This is a genomic window from Alteromonas sp. ABM1_013 (assembly GCF_056160505.1).
Genome location: NZ_JBSWXH010000004.1, coordinates 245,161 through 264,562 on the forward strand (window position 1 = coordinate 245,161; position 19,402 = coordinate 264,562).

The 19,402-nt window shown below is 45.4% G+C and carries 19 protein-coding genes; 6 read left to right on the plus strand and 13 right to left on the minus strand.

All coding sequences use genetic code 11. The features are described from left to right. Positions 1 to 280: 280 nt before the first annotated feature. The 9 genes from hflC to ACXAGK_RS13025 all read right to left on the minus strand — a co-directional run bounded on the left by hflC (position 281) and on the right by ACXAGK_RS13025 (position 10,404). Positions 281 to 1,162: a protease modulator HflC gene (gene hflC, locus ACXAGK_RS12985; RefSeq protein WP_474804081.1), complete on the minus strand. Its 882-nt coding sequence runs from the start codon at positions 1,160 to 1,162 to the stop codon at positions 281 to 283. Positions 1,163 to 1,167: 5 nt separating this feature from the next. Continuing rightward, entirely contained in the window at positions 1,168 to 2,319 is a 1,152-nt protein-coding gene (gene hflK / locus ACXAGK_RS12990) for an FtsH protease activity modulator HflK (RefSeq protein WP_474856551.1), read from the minus strand. A 67-nt stretch (positions 2,320 to 2,386) separates the two neighbouring features. Further along, positions 2,387 to 3,676, minus strand: a complete 1,290-nt coding sequence (hflX, locus tag ACXAGK_RS12995; protein ID WP_474804077.1) for a ribosome rescue GTPase HflX — start codon at positions 3,674 to 3,676, stop codon at positions 2,387 to 2,389. 17 nt (positions 3,677 to 3,693) lie between these two features. After that, the gene (gene hfq, locus ACXAGK_RS13000) at positions 3,694 to 3,942 is read right to left on the minus strand and encodes an RNA chaperone Hfq (protein ID WP_014951092.1); all 249 of its coding nucleotides are present in this window, start codon (positions 3,940 to 3,942) and stop codon (positions 3,694 to 3,696) included. 78 nt (positions 3,943 to 4,020) lie between these two features. Continuing rightward, positions 4,021 to 4,914 (minus strand): tRNA (adenosine(37)-N6)-dimethylallyltransferase MiaA, encoded by an 894-nt coding sequence (gene miaA, locus ACXAGK_RS13005; RefSeq protein WP_232091301.1) that lies wholly within the window; start codon positions 4,912 to 4,914, stop codon positions 4,021 to 4,023. A gap of 43 nt (positions 4,915 to 4,957) precedes the next feature. Next, positions 4,958 to 6,823: a DNA mismatch repair endonuclease MutL gene (mutL, locus tag ACXAGK_RS13010; RefSeq protein ID WP_474856552.1), complete on the minus strand. Its 1,866-nt coding sequence runs from the start codon at positions 6,821 to 6,823 to the stop codon at positions 4,958 to 4,960. A 94-nt stretch (positions 6,824 to 6,917) separates the two neighbouring features. Continuing rightward, entirely contained in the window at positions 6,918 to 8,267 is a 1,350-nt protein-coding gene (locus ACXAGK_RS13015; RefSeq protein ID WP_474856553.1) for an N-acetylmuramoyl-L-alanine amidase, read from the minus strand. An 85-nt stretch (positions 8,268 to 8,352) separates the two neighbouring features. After that, the gene (tsaE, locus tag ACXAGK_RS13020) at positions 8,353 to 8,835 is read right to left on the minus strand and encodes a tRNA (adenosine(37)-N6)-threonylcarbamoyltransferase complex ATPase subunit type 1 TsaE (RefSeq protein ID WP_179984847.1); all 483 of its coding nucleotides are present in this window, start codon (positions 8,833 to 8,835) and stop codon (positions 8,353 to 8,355) included. A 69-nt stretch (positions 8,836 to 8,904) separates the two neighbouring features. Then, positions 8,905 to 10,404 carry an NAD(P)H-hydrate dehydratase gene (locus ACXAGK_RS13025; protein WP_474856554.1) on the minus strand — a complete coding sequence of 500 codons (1,500 nt, stop codon included), beginning with the start codon at positions 10,402 to 10,404 and terminating at the stop codon, positions 8,905 to 8,907. Between the two features lie 6 nt (positions 10,405 to 10,410). On the opposite strand from ACXAGK_RS13025, the gene queG reads away from it, so the two are divergent. Continuing rightward, a complete protein-coding gene (queG, locus tag ACXAGK_RS13030) occupies positions 10,411 to 11,553 on the plus strand; it encodes a tRNA epoxyqueuosine(34) reductase QueG (RefSeq protein ID WP_474856555.1) in 1,143 nt (380 codons plus the stop codon). A 41-nt stretch (positions 11,554 to 11,594) separates the two neighbouring features. Here the strand turns inward: queG and ACXAGK_RS13035 are convergent, their stop codons facing one another. The 3 genes from ACXAGK_RS13035 to nudC all read right to left on the minus strand — a co-directional run bounded on the left by ACXAGK_RS13035 (position 11,595) and on the right by nudC (position 14,469). Further along, positions 11,595 to 12,254 (minus strand): hypothetical protein, encoded by a 660-nt coding sequence (locus ACXAGK_RS13035; RefSeq protein ID WP_474856556.1) that lies wholly within the window; start codon positions 12,252 to 12,254, stop codon positions 11,595 to 11,597. 23 nt (positions 12,255 to 12,277) lie between these two features. Next, positions 12,278 to 13,369, minus strand: coding sequence for a uroporphyrinogen decarboxylase (gene hemE / locus ACXAGK_RS13040; RefSeq protein WP_179984851.1), 1,092 nt, complete (start codon positions 13,367 to 13,369; stop codon positions 12,278 to 12,280). Positions 13,370 to 13,635: 266 nt separating this feature from the next. Next, positions 13,636 to 14,469 (minus strand): NAD(+) diphosphatase, encoded by an 834-nt coding sequence (gene nudC / locus ACXAGK_RS13045; protein WP_474829384.1) that lies wholly within the window; start codon positions 14,467 to 14,469, stop codon positions 13,636 to 13,638. Between the two features lie 224 nt (positions 14,470 to 14,693). Here nudC and rsd point away from each other — a divergent pair, with 224 nt between their 5' ends. The 5 genes from rsd (at position 14,694) to ACXAGK_RS13070 (ending at position 17,846) form a co-directional block, all read left to right on the plus strand. Next, complete coding sequence (gene rsd / locus ACXAGK_RS13050) at positions 14,694 to 15,158, plus strand: sigma D regulator (protein ID WP_474856557.1); 465 nt, start codon at positions 14,694 to 14,696, stop codon at positions 15,156 to 15,158. Between the two features lie 35 nt (positions 15,159 to 15,193). Then, complete coding sequence (locus ACXAGK_RS13055; protein ID WP_474804052.1) at positions 15,194 to 15,667, plus strand: transcriptional repressor; 474 nt, start codon at positions 15,194 to 15,196, stop codon at positions 15,665 to 15,667. After that, positions 15,657 to 16,121: a chemotaxis protein CheX gene (locus ACXAGK_RS13060; protein ID WP_118491578.1), complete on the plus strand. Its 465-nt coding sequence runs from the start codon at positions 15,657 to 15,659 to the stop codon at positions 16,119 to 16,121. Before ACXAGK_RS13055 ends, ACXAGK_RS13060 begins: the two co-directional genes overlap by 11 nt. Next, entirely contained in the window at positions 16,111 to 16,548 is a 438-nt protein-coding gene (locus ACXAGK_RS13065) for a secondary thiamine-phosphate synthase enzyme YjbQ (protein WP_269918476.1), read from the plus strand. Before ACXAGK_RS13060 ends, ACXAGK_RS13065 begins: the two co-directional genes overlap by 11 nt. 101 nt (positions 16,549 to 16,649) lie before the next feature. Further along, entirely contained in the window at positions 16,650 to 17,846 is a 1,197-nt protein-coding gene (locus ACXAGK_RS13070; RefSeq protein ID WP_474856558.1) for an OmpA family protein, read from the plus strand. 153 nt (positions 17,847 to 17,999) lie between these two features. Here ACXAGK_RS13070 and dnaB read toward each other — a convergent pair whose 3' ends face one another. Then, complete coding sequence (gene dnaB, locus ACXAGK_RS13075) at positions 18,000 to 19,385, minus strand: replicative DNA helicase (RefSeq protein WP_179984856.1); 1,386 nt, start codon at positions 19,383 to 19,385, stop codon at positions 18,000 to 18,002. Positions 19,386 to 19,402 lie beyond the last annotated feature (17 nt).

The following is a 19,402-nucleotide window of genomic DNA, read 5'->3' on the forward strand; positions in this document are numbered from 1 at the left end:
GTTTATTTACGCCTACTGCATCAAAGTTATCGCTGGGACGGCGCTAACTTCGTACTTAATGAGTGACGTGTTTTAATAATATTCAGGCGGTATTTTACCCGATTTAGTGAAAATTTGGCAGTGGATAGGGAAAATGAGAGGTAAACTCACTGTACACTTTGCCAAATTGGCCTCGTGAAATAAAAAAATAACTTCTTTGAATCAGCAAGTTACCTTTCGAGTGGATATAAAAAAGCCAGTCTAAAAGACTGGCCTTTATATTTATAAAAACATTTGGTTTTTAGTTGCCGTTAGACTGATTCATATACTTAAAGAAGTCACTATCAGGGGCAATTACCATAACGTCTTGTTTGCTGTTAAAGCTCTCTTTATATGCATCCATACTACGCAAGAAGCTGTAGAAATCTGCATTCTTAGAATAAGCGTCAGCGTAAATTTGAGCTGCAATCGCATCACCTTCACCACGCAATTGACGAGCATTACGCTCAGCATCTGCTAGCATTACTGTTACTTTTGCATCAATGTTAGCTTTAATTACTTCAGCTTGTTCCTGACCTTCTGAACGGTGCTCACGAGCAACAGCAGCACGCTCTGCGCGCATACGTTGGAAGATAGAGTTACTCACTTCAGTAGGTAGGTTGATTTGCTTAACGCGTACGTCAACAATTTCAATGCCTAGCTCGTCTGATGATGTAGACGCCTGTTCCATTGCTTGGTTCATTAATGCTGAACGCTCGCCAGAAACGATTTGCGCGATAGTACGTGTACCAAACTCTGAACGTAGACCATTGTTCACTTTTTGCTTAAGTAATGCTTCGGCTTGAAGCTTATTACCGCCTGTTGATAGGTAGTAACGGGCAAAGTCTTCAATACGCCATTTAACGTAAGAATCAACGATAAGGTCTTTTTTCTCGCTTGTTACAAAGCGGTCTGGTGAACCATCTAACGTTTGAATACGCGCATCAAGCACACGTACTGAATCGATAAACGGAAGTTTAAAATGAAGACCTGGTTCGAACACTTTTGTGTCGCCAGTCGCGTCGTCTCTTTGAACTTTACCAAACTGAATAACAATGGCGCGTTCGCCCTCTTTAACTGCAAACAGAGAACCTGATGCAAGCAAAACAAGAAGAACGAATGCTGCAATAAAAATATTCTTCATTATGCTTATCTCCCTTCTCTGTAGCTATCGCCGCGCAAGCCTGAACTTGGCGAGCTGTTGCGGCTGCGGCCATTAGCATCGGTTACTGGTGCTTGTAAGCCTTCCAGCGTGTTGCGCGTATTTTTGTTACTTGTAGATTGCTGGCGTTCCATAATTTTATCTAGCGGTAGATACATCATGTTATTGCCACCTTTGCTATCAACCATGATTTTGCTGGTATTGCTAAGTACTTCTTCCATGGTTTCAAGGTAAATACGCTCGCGAGTAACCTTAGGGGCGCGTTCGTATTGAGGAAGCAGCTCTTCAAAGCGAGCCACTTCACCTTGTGCCTCTAGCGTAACGCGCTCTTTATAGGCTTGAGCTTCTTCATTCATGCGATTGACTTGACCGCGTGCACGAGGCTCAATTTCTCTAGCATAAGCTTCTGCTTCACGAATGAAACGCTGTTCGTCTTCCTGGGCAGCGATGGCATCATCGAATGCATCTTTAACTTGCTCAGGTGGACGAGCATCACGGAAGTTCATATCAATGATAGAAACACCCATATTATATGGTTCGATGATAGCTTGTAGTTCTTCCCATACACGCTGACGGGTTACTTCACGTCCGTCAGTCAAAACGTCATCCATTGTAGAATGACCAACCACATAACGGATAGCGCTATCAAGAGATTGACTTAAGCTTTGCTCAGGGCTTTCAACGGCAAACGTCCAACGGTATGGATCAACAACGCGAAATTGCATTTCCATTTGAACGCTCACTACGTTTTCATCTTCAGTAAGCATAGAGCCTGATGACGACTGATCGCGTATTGATTGAACATCAACAGGAATAACAGAGTCGATGAACGTAGGCGCCCAGCGAAGACCCGGCTCAACTTGTTGGTGATACTCACCAAAGCGAAGGACTACGCCGCGCTCAGCTTCACGAATGGTATAAAAACCACTAATGAACCAGATCACGACAAGTAAACCTACTAGAATACCAGCACCGATGCCGCCTAGGCTTTTGCCCGAACCACCACCGTTGCCACCTGACTTTCCAAACTTACCAAATAAGTTTTTAAAAACATCGTCCAAATCTGGGGGACCTTGCTCTTTCCCACCGCGATTCTTCCACGGGTCGTTATTATTGCCACCCGGCTCATTCCAAGCCATGCTGATACTCCATAGATTACTGTTATATTTTTGAATTTTGCATGCTCAATACAGTGTTTAGCACTGCTTAATGTCGCACAACATACTCTGATATTCCGTTTTCCAGACGTTTTTCAAGCCTGTTCCAATCGGCAGTGGGCATTCTTACATCAACTACCCAGTCTCCCTGACTGTCGTATTCTTCGCTTGCAATACAGTTTAGCTCGAACAACACGCCACGCAATTGACTTTGTGCGGGTGGAATCTTCAACGTATAGTTCACCATGCTTTTAGCTAAACATTCAGTCAAAGCTTGGCTTAACAATTCCGTCCCTTCACCCGTCTGTGCAGACAACCACACTCTAACGGGAACGCCTTCGTCATTTCTTTCTATACGTGGCTGAACGTCGTCTAGTTTATCAATCTTATTACAGATTAGTAATTGTTGAATGTCACCTGCTTCAATTTCTTCAAGTACGTCGTTCACCTCGTCCATGGTTTCACGATATTTTGCATCGGCAATATCGACAACATGAAGCAGTAAATCAGCTTCTTGTGTTTCTTGAAGCGTTGCTTTAAACGCAGCAACTAGGTCGTGGGGAAGATGACGAATAAAACCAACCGTATCGGCCAAAATTGCGGGGCCAACATCTTTTAACTCGATTTTACGTAACGTAGGATCTAGCGTTGCGAACAACTGGTCAGCAGCGTAAACGTGTGAGTCGGTAATGGTGTTAAATAGCGTCGACTTTCCCGCATTCGTATAGCCAACTAAGGATACCGTTGGAATTTCAGCGCGTTTGCGCGAGCGACGACCTTGCTCACGCTGCTTTTGCACTTTTTCCAAGCGACGAAGAATGGCTTTGATACGACCACGAAGCAATCGACGGTCAGTTTCTAGCTGTGTCTCACCCGGACCGCGAAGACCAATACCACCTTTTTGACGTTCAAGGTGAGTCCATCCTCTGATGAGACGGGTTGAGATATGTCTCAACTGGGCTAGTTCAACCTGAAGCTTACCCTCGTGAGTTCGCGCGCGCTGCGCGAAAATATCGAGAATAAGCCCTGTTCTATCTAACACCCGGCATTTACACACCGCTTCTAAATTACGCTCCTGAGAAGGAGAAAGCGCGTGGTTAAAAATAACAACGTTGGCATCGTGTGCTTTTACCGCTGCTGCTATTTCCTCTGCCTTACCTGATCCGACAAAAAACTTAGCATGAGGCGCACTGCGTGACGTCGTGATGACTTCGACCGCATTTACCCCTGCTGAAGACACAAGTAATTCAAGCTCACTTAAGTCTTCTTTACTGTTCTCGTCGGAAAAATTAACATGAACAAGTACAGCCTGTTCACCGGCTTCATAACGGTCAAACAAGCGCGTTACCTTTTAAATTATTCACCTTTAGTATTTTCAGAATCTCCTGCGCTAGGCATAGTAATAGCGCGTGCTGGAACAACAGTAGAAATCGCGTGCTTATACACCATTTGGCTTACTGTGTTCTTCAGTAAAATAACGAACTGGTCGAATGATTCAACCTGCCCCTGAAGTTTAATACCGTTTACCAGATAAATTGATACTGGAATACGTTCCTTACGCAAAGCGTTCAAGAATGGGTCTTGTAAAGATTGCCCTTTAGCCATTTGATATCCTTAGTTTTTATTATTCATGATAGAAATTTCACTATCACTGCACGTCTAATATATACCACACTCAAACATTTAAAGTGTGACTTTCGCTGTAATTTTAATCAAATTATCGTTAGCAAATGTGTCAAGCCATGTAACCTGCTCCCAGCCCCGTAACCACGTAAGCTGGCGCTTGGCAAGCTGCCTTGTAGCGATAATACCTCTTTCACGCATTTCTGCGTAACTCAATTGGCCGTCTAGGTACTGCCACATTTGTCGATACCCTACTGAACGTATAGAAGGTAGATCTTCATGTAGATCACTGCGTTCATAGAGTTTCGATACTTCTTTTTCGAACCCTTGCTCTAACATCATATCGAACCGGGTCGCGATCCGTTCGTGCAACACTGCCCTGTCTGCGGGCGCTATGGCAAATTGTGCAATGTTATAAGGGCACTTTTCACCCTCTTGTTGTTGCCAATATGTCAACGTCTTGCCGGTACTTCTATACACTTCCAGTGCACGAGTAATACGCTGTGGGTCATTGGGGTGGATTCTCTCACCACTGATTGGGTCTACACCACGTAATTCATCGTGTAATTTAGACCAACCCAAGCGTTGTGCCTGCTGTGTTATATCATCTCGTATCTTTTCATCTGACTTAGGTAGTGGCGAAATTCCATTTATCAAGGCATTAAAGTACATCATTGTACCTCCAGCCAGAATTGGCACCTTGCCTCGCGCTAAAATATCGCCGATAAGCCCATTCGTATCGTTTACAAATTGCGACACCGAATAGCTATCTGCCGGGTCGATAATATCAATTAAGTGGTGCACTACCCCCGCTTGCTCTTCCTGCGTCGGCTTCGCTGTTCCAATATCCATGCCTTTGTATACAAGGGCTGAATCTACACTAATTACTTCACTATCGACCTGAGCTGCTATATCTAACGCCAACCCCGTCTTGCCTGACGCTGTGGGGCCCATAATTGCTATTACAGGTAATGCAGAATTTATGCCATTGGACACGTTATTCTCCCCACACATCTAGCACTAAATTTAAGGGGCGCACTTTAGCAAATTGCTCAATAATTTCCCATTGTTTCGCTTCGCTTTGCTGATCCAACCAGTACCAGAGCATATTTGATACATCGTCGTCGAACACTTGCTCTTTTAAAACGAGCGATGACATCGCACCTTCAAGAGAATCTAATTCACCGCTACCCTTGATGGATAAAAAGGATTCAAACCATTTTAGCCAAGGTAAATGCCTTGTTCCGGCAGGCACCTGCTGCAAGCGGTACTTTCCAGCTACCTTGTTAATTTCAAAATGCGATGCGTTTAATAATTCGACAAGCTTTTCATCCACATTTTCAAGTGAAACGGCGACAGGCATCAATAGCGGCTGCCCATGCTTCGCTTTTAAAAATAGTTCGCTTAACCAGATACTTGCAACTTTAGTTGCAAAAAGAAGGTAAATTTTTTCTGATTTTGGGTAAATTCTACACAAGGGAGAAAGATTAACGTGAGCATGAGCCCGCTGTTCGCCGTTATCACTATCGGCGATGTTACTATTTGGCGTCATTAAGGCGTTATAACTAGATTGATAAGCCGCGCCTGGCCCTCGACTTTGCCCTCTGCCTTGCAAAAGCTTAGCGCCGCCGCCCCCACTAAAGCTTCCCGCTGACGAAGGTTTCGCACTGCCGGGATATTGACCGTTACTCTGCGTAGCATTTTGCGAATACGCCCCCGCAGGATAATGAGAGGTTTCATTAAAAGCGCGTGCGTTATCAGGCGTTTGTTCTTGTAGGGGCCTAATGTAGTCGTGTTCTACCTGTGTAGCCATGAAATCAGAGCCCGAAGCGCGATTTGTATCTATTCCTGTCAGTGGCTGCTCGTCGGTCATGGCGTGTAGTGCATCACTCACCGTTTTACAGATAAAGTCATGCACCAGCCTGCCTTGATGAAACCTAACTTCGTGCTTAGCAGGATGAACATTCACATCAACATCTTTAGGATTAACATCTAAATACACCACAAAGCTCGGTTGCTCAATAACGCCCCAGACGCTTTCATACGCTTGCCGGATAGCATGCATAATAAGCTTGTCGCGCATGCCCCTACCGTTCACAAAACTAAACTGGCAATCATTGCTGCTGCGCAACATAGCTTCGTTGCCAAGCCATGCGTCTATGTGAAGACCTTCATATTCCGTATTTATGTGCACAGCATTTTGAACAAACTTCTGCCCAACTACGGCGCCTATCCGTGTTTGTAAGCTGCCTTCTTTGTCGGCGATAAAGCGCTTAATCACTTTATCGTTGTGCTTTAAAACAAAAGAAACCTTGGGGTAACTTAACGCAATACGCTTAATAACGTCTTCGATATGCTGAAATTCGGTTTTTTCAGTGCGTAAGAACTTACGTCTTGCTGGCGTGTTGTAAAACAGATCTGCCACGTCAATTGTGGTGCCAACAGGGTGGGCCGCTGGCTGAATATTTACCGCCATTTCCCTGCCCTCACAATACGCCTGCCACGCCTCAGCTTGAGACTCAGTGCGCGATGTCAGCGTTAATCGGCTTACCGAGCTAATACTTGCCAGCGCTTCGCCACGAAAACCAAGAGATAGAATTTGTTCTAAGTCATCCAGAGTGGTGATTTTGCTGGTTGCATGGCGACTCAATGCCAACTGCAGTTCACTTTTTACAATGCCTGATCCATTGTCTTTTATTCGAATGCGCTTGTGGCCGCCTTTTTCAATATCGATCTCTATTTTGGTAGCGCCGGCATCGAGGCTGTTTTCCAGCAGCTCTTTCACGACAGATGCAGGTCGCTCAACCACTTCACCAGCGGCAATTTGGTTAGCGAGTTGGGGAGATAAAAGCTGTATAGGCAAAGGGCTACCCTATGATAATAACTGTATGGATTGGTGGCGATACAACATGTAAGTGCAACGAGCGCTGAAAAAGCCGATGAAACAAAACCCGGGTTTATGTTCTCGGAATATTTAGTACCTGCCCAACGCGTACAACATCACTTGAGAGATCATTAGCTGCTTTGATGCTGCTTACTTTCACGTTATAGCGCTGTGCCAATAGTGAAAGCGACTCGCCGCTTCTTACTTTGTGCGTACGGTTGTTCGCCCTTTCTTGTGCCCATAGTGTACCATCAGGGGGAACTTGCTTGAAGTAACGCTTAGTCGCATTAAACATTGCATTCGCTAAGCGTTCGCGATGTTTAGACCAGTTTAGGTTTTTCTCTTCTTGCGGGTTCGATATAAAACCAACTTCAACCAAAATTGAAGGGATATCGGGCGCAGTTAACACGGCAAAGCTTGCAGCTTGTGGCTTTCTTTTATGAAGACTGGTCACTTGCTTTAGTTCTTCTACCACTTTATTGCCTAAGTCATGGCTGGTGGCCATGCTGTGATCCATAGATAAGCCCAGAATAGTTTCCGTAAGGTATCTTTCGCTAGATTTATCATTAATGACTTCAGCGGCACCGCCTAACAGCTCAGAGTGACGCTCTGATTTTTCTAACCAACGGCCTAGTTCGGTGTCAGCTCTGCGCGTTGAGAGTACCCATACCGAGCCGCCTCGCGGTTGTGGCTGACTAAACGCATCGGCGTGGATAGAGATAAGTAAGTCGGCTTTTTTCTCTCTGGCAATTTCAGGGCGACGGTTAGGTGATACATAATAGTCACTGCCGCGTGTCATTATGGCACGCATACCGGGTTCCCGGTTTATCTTGCTTTCAAGCTTTTTGGCTATGCTCAACGTGATATGCTTTTCATATGTTCCTGCGGGCCCAACTGAGCCTGGGTCATGTCCACCGTGCCCAGCATCAATGGCGACAATAATATCTCTATCACGTGCGCTACTTTTATCGTCAATCACCACTGAGCCCGTTGATGTCGATGCCGACAGTGTTGCGGATGTTTTAGGTGCACTGTCGGGCAAATCAACCACAAGCCTGTGCCCAAGAGAGCCGTCGGGCGTTACAGCAAACAACGAGGGCTTTGTATTTCTGTTAAGTTCGACAACTATCCTAGCCGATGACTTATTTTTAGGCGTTGAATAGCGCAGCTTTTTGATTAAATCTCCGCTATTTTCTAAGCCTGAAAGCTTTACTGAATCGCTGGTATTTTTAAGGTCGATAACCAGTCTAAGGGGATTTTTGAGGGTAAAGTAGGTGAACTCTGGCGCGGCTTTCATATCGAAAACGACACGCGTATTGTCCGGCGACGGCCATATTCTTACTCCGTCGATGTTATTTTGTGCGCCGTATGCGAACTGCACCACGAAACACAAGAATAATACCGAAACTATACTGCGCACCATAATTAGCCTTTATGTTATTGTCATGCCGCTCTCGTAAACATCGGAGCCGCTAATTGTTCAATGTTTCTTTCAGTTCAAATGTTCGCTACACGCGTTTACATTGCTGAAGCAATTTAGCACCGTGAGCACTTTTCGCTTCCAAATTGAACTGCCTACCCGCTGGTGTAATATTTATACTAATCACTAAGTCTGGGGATGCCAAGTATTCGCCGCCTTTTTCCGACCATTCAATAAGCGCGATAGCTCCGGAGCCGAAGTAATCTCGAATTCCCATGAACTCTAGTTCTTCCGGATCGGCCAAGCGATACAAATCGAAGTGATAAATATTGACGCTATCCAACTCATAAGGTTCAACCAATGTATAGGTTGGACTTTTAACGCTACCTGAATGACCTAGGGACTGAATAAAATAACGGCTAAATGTTGTTTTCCCTGCCCCTAAGTCGCCGTCAAGATAAATAACAGCATCGGTAGGGAGTTGACTCGAAACCGCTTGCGCTAAATCCTTGGCAAGCTGAGCGGTATCATCTACTTCATTAGCAAAAAAAGAGGTATGCGGGTAAGACATCAACAATATTCCACAGTAGTATAAAGAAACACAGTAGATGCCTGCCCGTTTAAGACAAAACCAACCTATTTAGTGGTTGATAAGCGCACGTACTGCGTCGAACAAATCACTCGCTATCATACCACGTTGACCATACAGTTGGGCAATATCATCACCAGCCTTAGCATGAAGCACTACGCCATATTTTGCTGCAATATCTGTTTCAACGCCTTGCGCAAGCAGTGCGCCTAAAATTCCGCTTAGCACATCACCACTTCCTGCCGTTGCCATGCCGGGGTTACCGTGACGGCAAACCCAGGTTTTCTTTTCATTGTCGATAAGTGTGCCTGCCCCTTTCAGTACACAAACGGCGTGATATCGCAGTGAACACTGTCTTGCATAGTTGAAACGATCGCTCTCTACATCGTCAATAGAAACACCCAGTAAGCGCGCAGCTTCACCCGCGTGAGGCGTTAATATACTGTCTGACAAGGTGTACGCTGTGGACTGTTGGCACAAGAGGTTGAGCGCGTCAGCATCGACAACTACAGGCTTATTCTGATTTTGGCAATGTTTCATTGTGGTTTCGAATGCTTCTTTGGCCCACTCATCTTGACCAAGACCCGGGCCAATTACCACACAGGTTGCCCAAGCTAATGCATCTTCCAAATTGAAGTCGGTCACCATAAGTTCAGGTCTGCCTGCACTTACCTGAACTACCGACGATTCATGGGTATACACTCTCACCATACCCGCGCCACTTCGGAGGGCCGCTTCGCTGGCAAGTCGAATTGCCCCTGCAGTACCTCGGTTTCCGCCAATGCATAACAGTCGCCCGTAAGTGCCTTTGTGGCTGTTGATCTCCCGAGGACCCATTCCCTTGAAGTGATCGATATTCAGCATGGTCGCGCTAGCTTTGGCTAATGCTTGGAAGGCTTTACCTATACCTAAATCAGCGTAAACCAATTTGCCGCATGATTGTTTGCCCGCACCTGTGACAAGCCCAGGCTTTATACCCACAAAGGTCACCGTTATATCAGCCTGAACACAGCGCCCTAGACTTTGACCTGTGTTAGCATCTAGTCCTGAGGGCACATCCACGCTCACCACGGGCGTTGATGACGAGTTAACGGCATCGATAACATCAGCAAATTCATTGCGTATATAACTGTTGATACCTGTACCAAGAAGCGCATCAATAACTACATCTGATTTGTCTAACAACGCCGCGTCAAACCCATTAATGCTGCCGCCAGCATCGAGCCAGCGCTGCTGTGCTTTACCCGCATCGCCGTCGAGAGTACGTTCAGGCTCTACCGCACATAGATGCACTTGCTTACCTGCGAGTTTTGCGTTAATGGCTGCAATGTAGCCATCGCCCGCATTGTTACCTTGGCCCACCAATACTAAATAAACGTCTGAATTAGGCATTAGCTCTAAACATTGCTTAAATACCACGTCACCGGCTCTTTGCATTAAGGTGAACATATCACAGCCAGAGTCGGCGGCGGCTTGCCCTTCATTTTCCCTAACCTGATCGGCCCGAAATAGTTTGTATGATAAACTTGACGTTAATTGAGTATCTAGCATAAGCAAATGTCCGAAATTAGTTCTATCGACCTTGTTGAATTGACCAACAATATCAAGGCTTGGGGTACAGCGCTAGGCTTTCAACAGGTTGGCATCAGCGATATTGATCTACATCAGCACGAGTCACACCTACAGGAATGGTTAGACAATGGCTACCACGGTGATATGGCCTTTATGGAAAGCCATGGGATGAAGCGTGCCCGGCCAGATGAACTGGTTCCAGGTACATTGCGTGTAATCAGTGTTCGCATGAATTACTTACCTCCTGACGCCTCGTTTGCTAAGCATTTAAAAAAGCCAGAAATAGGCTATATCAGTCGCTATGCGCTAGGCCGTGACTATCACAAGGTGTTACGTAAGCGCTTAAAGCAGCTCGGCGAAAAAATAACCGCCTCCCTTACGCATACCCAATACCGTCCGTTCGTGGATTCAGCACCAGTTCTGGAACATGCTATTGCGGAAAAAGCGGGTATTGGGTGGACCGGTAAGCACAGCCTGACACTTAATAAAGAAGCGGGCTCTTGGTTCTTCCTAGGTGAGCTTTTTATTAATTTACCGCTGCCAGTGGATGCCCCTATCGAAGAAGGCTGTGGAAGCTGCACAGCGTGTTTGACTATATGCCCCACGAACGCGATTGTAGCCCCCTATAAAGTGGACGGTCGACGCTGTATATCATACCTCACCATTGAGTCGGATAAGGACATACCCGAAGACTTACGACCAAAAATGGGCAATCGTATTTACGGCTGTGATGATTGTCAGCTTGTCTGTCCTTGGAATCGTTTCGCCGATATCACTAGCGAAGAAGACTTTCATCCTAGGCAGGTATTGCATGGTCAAAGTCTTAACGATTTGTTTGGTTGGTCTGAAGAAACCTTTTTACGCAATACCGAAGGCTCGCCTATCAGGCGTATCGGCTTTGAGAAATGGCAGAGAAATATCGCCGTGGCGTTAGGCAATGCCCCCTATAATGAAGATAGTATTCAACTTTTAGAAGAAAGAAGGGGCTGTGTAAGCGACTTAGTAGATAGGCACATTGATTGGGCTATTGCGCAACAGCAAAGCAAACAACAGGCCTTCAGCGCCGACAGTAGACAGCAAGCTCGACTTATTCGCGTTGTTGAAAAAGGCTTACCCAGAGACGCATAGGATTTGAATGTAAATTCAAGCAATAAACCTAAGGTTAAAGGCTATCCCGCAGATGTTATTTGGGCTGATGCAATTTGGTTGTCCGAGTCAGACTGAACACTATTTTGATTTTGCTCTTGGGCACGGCTTCGATTTTGCACGCGAGCGCTTGGCAACTGTGAAGCAACAAAAGAAACATTGAGTCTTAGGCCGCGCTGTGCAACCTCAGTAGTAATTGTCGGTGAGCCAAATTGCCACCATGGTTCTCTCTCTAACGCTTCTATAACCAAAGATAATTCGGTTTCAGAGCCATCGTACTCTCCGGTTATTTCGCAAAGCCCATTTCCACATTTTACCGTTTCCAACACAAAGCGTTCTTTGTTAGGAGGTAAAGCAAAAAAGGTATTGAGTGACCCCTCTGTTTTCATATAAAACGGGTCAAGAGTCCCAGGTTGAACACTATCAGCTGCCTGTACGCTAGCTTGCTCTTCATCAACAACACTTATTCCAGAGTTAGTTGTTGCGACTTCGTTCTTTACTAACTTAGCGGCAGGCTTAATGACTTTAAGTTCACTGGTTTCCGTGGCGCGAGAGCGCGCTAACACACTGGTTAGTCGCTCTTTCTCTGCATTGGATTCACTGAGTTGGTGTTGATAGCCAGAGAATTTATACCCCGCTACCAATGCAAACGCTATCAGCAACAACACAAGCCACGCTTTCATTCCACTTCCTTTATTGAAGTCGCTTACTTGTGATATTGCTTACTAAGGTCGTGCACCGCGTTAACAAACACGCCGGCGTTTTCAGGTGGTACGTCTAAATGAATTCCGTGGCCTAAATTAAATACGTGACCGCTCCCTTCGCCGTAGCCTTCTAAAATAGACGCCACTTCCTGCTCGATTCTTTGCGGCTGAGCGTAAAGCATAGAAGGATCCATATTGCCTTGAAGCGCAACTTTATCGCCAATACGTGCACGCGCCTCTTTGATATCGATAGTCCAATCTAAACCTACTGCATCACAGCCTGTTGCTGCAATTGATTCTAACCACATACCACCGTTTTTCGTGAACAACGTAACCGGCACTTTACGGCCTTCATTTTCACGCGTTAAACCACTTACAATACGCTCCATGTACTGAAGCGAGAACTCTTTGTAATCACGAGGAGATAACACGCCGCCCCAGGTATCAAATACCATGACTGACTGCGCGCCCGCTGCGATTTGAGCATTGAGGTACTCAGTTACCGAGTCGGCTAGTTTGGCTAACAATGCGTGCAGCGTGGCTGGCTCCGCGAATGCCATTTTTTTAATTTTGGTAAAGGCCTTACTTGAACCACCTTCGATCATATAGGTGGCTAGTGTCCAAGGGCTTCCAGAAAAGCCAATTAGTGGTACTTCACCTTTTAGCTCTCGGCGAATGGTGCGAACAGCATTCATTACATACTGCAGCTCACCTTCTGGATCCGGCAGACCAATTTTATCTACATCCGCTTTACATGTAATTGGATTTTTAAAACGTGGACCTTCACCGGTCTCGAAGTAAAGACCAAGCCCCATTGCATCTGGGATAGTCAAAATATCAGAGAAAAGAATAGCAGCATCAAGAGGAAAGCGGCGTAAAGGCTGCAGCGTTACTTCACAGGCAAGCTCTGCATTTTTGCATAACGACATAAAGTCGCCTGCTACTGCACGGGTCGCTTTATACTCTGGAAGGTAACGTCCTGCTTGTCGCATCATCCATACAGGTGTCATATCAACCGGCTGCTTAAGTAATGCACGTAAGTAACGATCATTCTTCAACGCGGGCTTATCAACACTGGGGAAATTTTGCGACATATAACTCACCTAAATAACTGTATATATTTGAACCGCGGAGTATACCAGCATTCTGAACAAGGTGTGCTAAAACCTGAATTAAAAAGTCGATGTTTTAATGACAAATCGACGTAGTGTCGATAATTAAAGACGAACATTCCTTGCACATTGTTTAAAAAGTAACTTGCACTTAAAGTGAGTGTTTGCTATTACTATAACCGTTAAACAAAAGAAGCCCTCTATGGGACCGTGCTAAACGTATTGAAACCCTGCTTCGGCAGGGTTTTTTATTTGTCTCCGATGAGAGACACTGTTTTCTCGATTAGCTGCCCAGCGATAGACACTTTAGGCGGAATAGTCGGCAGTGCATCCACTTCGAACCACTGTGCGTCATCTATCTCGTTTTCTTGGCAACGAATTTCTCCGCCATCATACTCAGCAATAAAACCTACCATAAGAGAGTGAGGAAACGGCCAAGGCTGGCTGTTGTAGTAACGCAAGTTTTTAACTTTTACACCAACCTCTTCAAATACTTCTCGATGGACGGCTTGCTCTAAACTCTCCCCGCTTTCAACAAAGCCGGCAAGGGTCGAATACATATTAGACTCCTTGTGGCGAACCCCTTTTGCTAATAGTATTTTTTCATTGTTGTGAATAGAAACGATAATACATGGGGACACCCTTGGATAGGTGCGATGCTGACAGCGGTAACACTGCATAGCCATCTCCCAATCTACACGCTCGGTTTTCGCACCGCACTGGCCACAAAACTGGTGTGTCCGCAAAAAGTGAATGTATTGCCAAGCTCTACCAATAACAGAAAAAGCAATGTCGTATTCTGCAAACAAAAGTTGTCTAAGAGATACTTTTTCCCAACCGGGTTCATCTATGTGTTCAGCGCCTAAATCTACAACAAAGACAGGTAATTCTCTGTGTGCTGTTTCGTTTAGCGGCGGGAGTTGATGTATTTCGTTAACATATGACGCTAGGAAAGGAATTTCACTCAGATAAGCAACGGGAATAGACTCAGATGATTCTTGTACTAGAACTTTTCCACGACTAAAAACCACCCACATCGCCTGCTGGGAGGACAACTTACCTTCATCTAACTTTATCATCATCTTGTGTTACTCCTACGCTTCTGTACTTCATAATACACTAGGGCTGATAAAGGTTACTGTACATTCTGACCAAAATTTGTAAATTCAGGACAAATAACTCGTCCACTGCGTGTTAGTCTGCCTTAGCACCATGTTTTTACTGCAAACTTTTTCGTGCAAAATTTGTGTCGCTAGTGCACGGTGTTATACTGAAACTTATTGTCGCTAAACGGGTAGCACATACAATGTTGCAACAGTTGGAAAGCGTAAAATCTAAATGGGGTGGCAAAAGCCAAGTCGTAGACCGTTGGCTGTTAGACAGGCAAGCCCTATTAGTCTCGTACTGTGAACTTGCTGGCATTAACAACCATAGCGAATGCTTGCCCGATGCCGATGATATAGCGAGCTTTTGTAGTGCTTTACTTGATTACCTTTCTGCAGGCCATTTCGAAGTTTTTGATATTTTAGTTGAAAGCGACATCGAAGGTATAAAACTGCGTGATAAACTTTACCCCAGATTGACAAAAACCACTGACGCTGCACTGGAATTCAATGATACGTTTGCGCAAGCAGTGACGCCCGAGCAGGCTGCAGGCTTCGATTCTGCCTTAGCCAAGCTTGGAGAAACATTAGAAGAGCGTTTTGCCTTGGAAGATGAGTTAATTGCTCACGTTCACACAAACAAACGTGATCCAGAAGTGACGCTTTAATATAACAATGAAAGTCGAGTTTACGGTTATCATAAATGAACAAAACCACACTTATCCATAAGGCACGCGCGTATTGTGAACAGCGCGGCGCTAGATTTACACCGCTTAGAGAAAAGGTGTACGAGATTCTTGTATCAAAGCACGGCCCCATGGGTGCTTATGAACTACTCGACTCATTAAAAGAAACGGAATCCAGTGCAAAACCTGCCACCGTGTATCGCGCTTTAGATTTTCTTCTCGATTTTGGTTTCATTCATCGCTTAGAGTCTACCAATGCGTTCGTAGCTTGTTACCATTTCGGATGTAACCACCCCGTTCAGTTCTTAATTTGTGACAGCTGTGGTGATGTTGCTGAAATTCAATCTGAAGGTCTTCAAGATACTCTCGATAATCAGGCCAAACAGCACGGTTTTAAAGTCTCAAAACAAACGATCGAGGCCCATGGATTATGTGCCGACTGCCAACAAACCGAAGAGCACACTGACCAGGAGAGTGTACATGAATGCTGATTTTGTGAACCCTTTTATTGCCGGCCTGCTAAACGTGCTAGAAACGATGGCACAAACAAAGTTGACACCGGGCAAGCCCAAACGCAAACAGAGTGATATCGCGAAAGGTGACGTTTCTGGTTTGATAGGCATGGTAGGTCCAGACGTTCGCGGTTCTATGTCTATCACGTTTGATGAATCACTAGCCCTTACTATTATGGAGCGAATGGTTGGAGAGCGCCCTGAGAAACTCGATGCTGAAGTGGGTGATATGGTTGGTGAAGTTACCAATATGATTTGCGGAAACGCAAAACGAGATCTTGCAGAACGCGGGTTCGAGTTTGGAATGGCGACACCTATCGTTGTATCGGGAAAGCAACACACTATCAGCCATCAGGTTGATGGTGCTAAAATCATTCTCCCCTTTATGTGCGATGAAGGGTTAGCGCATTTGGAAATCTGCTTTGACAAATAATTTCTGGCACTCTGAAAAAATTACACTCGACAGTTACCCCAGAGGATTTCACCTAATAACCGACCAGGTGGAATCTGCACTACCGAATATTCGCCATGTTGAAGTTGGGCTGCTACACCTATGGCTTCAGCATACCAGCGCAAGCTTAACGATAAACGAAAATGCCGACCCTACAGTAAGGCATGATATGGAAGCTTTCTTCAACCATAGTGTAAAAGAAGAACTTTCTTTCTTCAGGCATACTTATGAAGGTAAAGATGATATGCCTGCTCACTTAAAATCGAGTATACTAGGCTGTCAACTTACCATTCCTGTCCAACAAGGCAAACTTGCACTTGGCACGTGGCAGGGTATCATGCTCGGTGAACACCGAGATCATGGTGGAAGACGAACAATTATTGCCACATTACAAGGGATCGCAGCCTAACCCATATTATAAATGGCACAATTTGTGCTAGCGTATTTCGCTAAGCACAACACAAAATTATCTAAAATCGATAATCACTCAACGTTAAACAGGATGTGACTATGAAACAACACTTTAAAATGGCAGCGCTATCTCTAGCTGTACTTTCATCTACCAGTGCATTTGCTCAAGACTCTTCTGAGCCAGAGTACAAAAGCTGGTTTGGTATCTCGGGCATGCACTACAATACTGACGAGTCGCGCCCTCTTTCTCTTACCGAAGGTGAAGTATACGACGACGGTTTAGGTGCAACGTTCGAATACGGTTTCCGTTTCACCCAAAGCTGGGCTGCCCGTGTAGAATTCACGAAATTGTCTGTAGATTTCCGTGACGGCGGCGACGACAGTGGCGAAATGACTGGTGTTGACGCGCTATACTTCATGCCGGATGACGCATGGTTTGTTTTTGGTGGTGTTAAGCGCCAATCAGTTGGTGACTCTACAACACTTGGTAACATTGGTATTGGTAAACACTGGAAAGTGGGTGAAACAGCTCGCTTAATTACAGAAATTGCTACATATCATGATTTTGGTGAAAGCTATAACGACTTCAGTGTAAAAGTCGGTCTTGCGATTCCATTTGGTAAAGCAACTCCTTCTGCACCTAAAGACAGCGACAACGATGGCGTTGTAGATGGCAAAGATCAGTGTCCAATGACTCCAGCTGGCGTTCGCGTTGATGCGACTGGCTGTAGCGTTGATAACGACAACGACGGCGTTCTAAACAGTGTTGACCAGTGTCCTAACACTCCAGCTGGCACTAAAGTAGATGCTAAAGGTTGTGCGCTTAAAGATGCTGACAACGATGGCGTTGTAGACAGCAAAGACATGTGCCCTGATACACCAGCTGGCGTAAAAGTAGACGCTAAAGGTTGTACAGTATTTGACGAAGAGACAGTAGAAATCACACTACGCGTTCTATTCGACAACGAAAGCGCTGTTGTTAAAATGCCTAAAGATCCAGAAATCTCTGAATTTGCTGAGTTCATGAAGCAGTATCCTTCAACAACTGCAGTAGTAGAAGGTCACACTTCTGCACCAGGTTCTGAAGCGTACAACATGGACCTTTCTAAGCGTCGTGCTGCTAACTTCAAAGAAGTAATGGTAGACATGTACGGTATCGACAGCTCTCGCCTAGAGACTATCGGTTACGGCGAAACTCAGCTTCTAGACAATGGTAAGAATGCTGAAGCACACCGTGTTAACCGTCGCATTTCAGTGACAGTTAAAGACACAGTGAAAGTAGCTGAAGAAAAGTAATTCATACTATATGAATTGAAGAAGGCGCCGAAAGGCGCCTTTTTTGTATCAATTGACCCGTCCTAAATAGCGTTTTGCAGAAACGAATGCAGCACGCTATTCAACCACAGCTTGGAAATTAGTTAGACAATTAACTCGACCAAAGATAGGGCGTTAATACTCATCTGCGATGGCAGGGCCTGCGTAGTTATCAAAACGAGAAAACTGGCCTTGGAAGGTAAGTCGACAGGTACCGATCGGACCGTTACGTTGTTTACCAATAATGATCTCAGCAATGCCTTTATATTCACTGTTTTCGTGATAAACCTCATCACGATAGATAAACATGATAAGGTCGGCATCCTGCTCGATTGAACCAGATTCACGAAGGTCAGAGTTAACTGGGCGTTTATCGGCACGTTGTTCTAGCGTACGGTTAAGCTGCGATAGTGCGACTACGGGCACTTCCAGTTCTTTAGCCAGCGCTTTCAATGACCGTGATATTTCGGCAATTTCTAATGTACGGTTATCGCTTAGCGAAGGTACACGCATTAGCTGAAGGTAATCCACCATGATAAGGCTAATCCCGCCGCGCTCCCGTGCAAGCTTACGGGCTCGGCTTCGCACGTCCATTGGTGTTAGACCGGAAGAGTCATCAACAAATAAGCTGTCTTTGTCTTTGAGCATAGCCATGGTGTTGGATATACGTGCCCAGTCCTCATCATCTAGCTGTGCAGTACGGATTTTAGTTTGGTCTACGCGACTTAACGATGCCAACATACGCATCATGATTTGTTCAGACGGCATCTCAAGACTGAAAACCAGTACTGGCTTTTCTTCTGCCATCATGGCGTTTTCAATCAAGTTCATGGCAAAAGTGGTTTTACCCATTGATGGACGCGCCGCAACAATGATAAGGTCCGACGGCTGCATACCGCTGGTCATTTTATCTAGATCGGTAAAGCCCGTTGTAACACCCGTTACTTCTTTATTGGTTTTTACCAACTCTTCAAGACGGTCGATGGTCTTACCTAAGATAGACTCGACATCGCGAGGGCCTTCGTTTTCACCGGTTCTTCGCTCTGCTATTTCGAAAACTTTACTTTCAGCAAGGTCGAGGATATCTGCGCTGTCACGGCCTTCAGGGTTATAGCCTACTTCAGCAATTTCGTGTGCGACACCGATAAGTTCACGGGTAATAGCACGCTCGCTAATAATTTGCGCATAAGAGACAACGTTTGCAGAACTTGGGGTGTTTTTTGCTAGCTCGCCGAGATAAGCAAAACCACCCGCATCTTCCAGTTCATCGTGCTTTTCAAGCTCTTCTGATACGGTAATAAGATCTATCGGCTGACTGCTATTGAGCAATCGTGTGATAGCACGGAAGATTATTTGATGTGAACGATTGTAAAAGTCGTTATCGGTAACGAGTTCCGCGACCTTATCCCAGCTTTCAGGGTCGATAAGCATGCTGCCTAAAACAGACTGCTCGGCCTCAATGCTATGAGGGGGAACCTTCAATTTATCAACATTTTTATCGTTGTTAGACGCAGACGCCACAAGTAAAGCCTATTCCA